The organism is Thermoanaerobaculum aquaticum (assembly GCF_000687145.1).
In the GTDB taxonomy this organism is placed as follows: Bacteria; Acidobacteriota; Thermoanaerobaculia; order Thermoanaerobaculales; family Thermoanaerobaculaceae; genus Thermoanaerobaculum; species Thermoanaerobaculum aquaticum.
In genome coordinates, this window is sequence record NZ_JMFG01000066.1 from 1 (window position 1) to 281 (window position 281).

Below are 281 nucleotides of genomic sequence, written 5' to 3' on the forward strand. Positions count from 1 at the left end.
GGCGCAACCACCGCTTATACCCCGGCAAAACGGACTCTGCTTGAGGTGTGCTGTCAGGCTTCCCGTTGGTGGGGCGCACCGCACGCCTAGGAGGATTAGCACGGAGCGCTGATGGGTACCAACTCAACCGCATGGAGGAACGGGTGCTTTTGGGATTGGTTGCGCCTGGTTGATGAGATGGTTTCGTCACATCTAAACCTTGCTAAGGCGCAGTTTTTGGCAGGGTCCTTGCTAAAAAGATGATTGGAGTGGGCGGGCGAGCTGGTGTGACGAGCTGCTTG